The following is a 2239-nucleotide window of genomic DNA, read 5'->3' as shown; positions in this document are numbered from 1 at the left end:
GTGGTGAATTAACCATATCAGAAAGGGGGTCTTTTTTCATCACCTAATGGGTGATGAAGCAGATTACTTTAAAGACTATTAAATCAATGTTAGGAAAGACTATTAGTAAAACTATGAATTATTCAGGTATTATAATCTTTTTTATGCGTTTAAAGTTCTAGAATTCTTTATGAGTGTATTGTAAGCAATAATCATGATGATATGTAATTAACTGAAAAGCTTGTTCAATATAATATAATCTATTCTTAAAACTAATATTTTTTAATTCATTAGTTTTAAGAATAAAAGTAACTCGTTCACAGTATGAAACATTATTTAAATTTCCTTTTATAAGTTCATAACTTACACAAATTACGGAGATACATATAAGATCAAAACTAAACGGCTTTTTACCTATGTTGCATAGGTAAAAGGCCGTTTAGTCAAATGCTCCCAATCAAAGTCTTTTGAAGGGAATTCTACAATACTCTAGCATATTCCAGTTTCTTGAATAGTTTATTCATATATTTATTCTCAAATTTATTTCTCAAGATAAACTTTAAGTGATTTTCAATATTTATTTGTACTACTTCTCATCAAAATAAAACTTTTTATTTTCTGCTTTTATAATAGTTTTTTTAATGCTTTTTGACTAACCATAGGGAAAGCACAATTCTCGAATATAATTCTCTAAATTATAGATATATTTTGTCCATAATAAGCATTTTTACCATGTTTTCTTAAATAATGTTTATCTAATATATCTTGAGGTAATTCCTTCGATAAAGGATTAATAGCTTTCGCATAATAATTCATCCGACATACCTCTTCTAAAACAACTGAATTCATTACCGCATCTTCTGGTGTTTTCCCCCAAGTAAATGGTCCATGTCCTTTGAGTAAAATGGCTGGTATTTCTAATGGTTTGATCCCACGTTCTTGAAGCGTCTCAACAATGACACGTCCAGTATTCTCTTCGTAAGCACTTTCAATTTCTTCTATAGTTAAAAATCTTGCGCAAGGTACCTCTCCATAAAACGTATCTACATGGGTCGTACCTAAAGCCGGTACATTCATCCCTGCTTGAGCCCAAATTGTCGCCCAAGGCAAATGTGTGTGGACAATGCCTCCTATTTCAGGAAATGCTTTGTATAAGACAATATGTGTCATCGTGTCAGATGTAGGATTTAATTCTCCCTCTAGTACGTTACCTTTATAATCCACAACTACCATGTCCTTATAAGTCATTGTATTGTAATCAAGTCCACTTGGCTTAATAACGATTAACTCTTTATCTCGATCAACTGCACTAACATTGCTCCAAGTAAATTTAACTAAATTATATTTTGGCAATTCTAAATTTGCTTCAAATACTTTTTGTTTCAATTCTACTAACATAATAGACTCCTTATAAAAAATTTTGAGCATCTTGTGGTATTCTTAAAGCGCTAACAAATCTTTCTATATAGCTTTCATAATGTTTAATATTTTCTGGCGTTGGACTGACCGTACTTGAAGCAACTTCTTTAAATACCATTGTCTCTAGGTGTTTATGGCAATATAATAATACATAAGATTGCAGCCTAAAAGTACATAACCAGGCAACAAAAAAAGCCTTGTTAGTCATCCAGTTTACCTCTAAAGTTTAAGTTACGACGCTTAACTTGGAGGAAGAAAAAGGATGCTAACAATGGCTGATATTAATACTATCAAAAATCTACGTAATAATCACGATAAATCAATAAATGAAATTGCAACAACTTTAGATATTAACTGGCGTACTGCAAAGAAGTATGCTGATGGTTTAGTGTTACCTGAAAAAAACTTGAAGAAAAAAGTTGGAATGATGTATGACGAAGATTGGGGAGACATCGTTTCATTGTGGCTAGAAGAAGACTATCGTCTTCCCAAAAAGAAAAGAAGAACAAACAAAAATTATTTTGAAGGACTAGAGACAATAGGTTTTAAAGGCTCATATCGTACGGTTTGCAATTTTGTACACGACTGGAAAAGTTCACATCATCATGATCTTCCGAGTGCAGGTTATGAAAGACTCGAACATCCTCCAGCAGAAGCCCAATTAGACTTTGGAACAATGGAAGTTGAACATGAAGGATCATTTAAGGATGTCAATGACTACCGCCAGCGAAATGTACCAGCGTTGCCAAGTTTTGTACCACCCTTTGCCATGAAATGTACCAGTCATTGCCAACCTGTTTACCACTTATTAACTTCTGTATAATTAATGTGCATGCCTACG

General features: G+C 32.6%; 3 protein-coding genes. 1 reads left to right on the top strand and 2 read right to left on the bottom strand.

Annotated features, from left to right (window positions below; genetic code table 11):
• Positions 1 to 669: 669 nt before the first annotated feature.
• Both FEZ33_RS12055 and FEZ33_RS12910 read right to left on the bottom strand, forming a co-directional pair.
• A complete protein-coding gene (locus FEZ33_RS12055; protein ID WP_138405599.1) occupies positions 670 to 1377 on the bottom strand; it encodes an L-ribulose-5-phosphate 4-epimerase in 708 nt (235 codons plus the stop codon).
• 10 nt (positions 1378 to 1387) lie between these two features.
• The gene (locus FEZ33_RS12910) at positions 1388 to 1516 is read right to left on the bottom strand and encodes a hypothetical protein (protein ID WP_268951524.1); all 129 of its coding nucleotides are present in this window, start codon (positions 1514 to 1516) and stop codon (positions 1388 to 1390) included.
• Between the two features lie 153 nt (positions 1517 to 1669).
• On the opposite strand from FEZ33_RS12910, the gene FEZ33_RS12045 reads away from it, so the two are divergent.
• Positions 1670 to 2221: a hypothetical protein gene (locus FEZ33_RS12045; protein WP_138405597.1), complete on the top strand. Its 552-nt coding sequence runs from the start codon at positions 1670 to 1672 to the stop codon at positions 2219 to 2221.
• Positions 2222 to 2239: the final 18 nt, after the last annotated feature.

The organism is Ruoffia tabacinasalis, assembly GCF_005864045.1.
Taxonomy (GTDB): Bacteria; Bacillota; Bacilli; order Lactobacillales; family Aerococcaceae; genus Ruoffia; species Ruoffia tabacinasalis.
The sequence above is the reverse complement of the archived record's forward strand: the minus strand, read 5'-3'. Positions and strand labels throughout refer to the sequence as shown.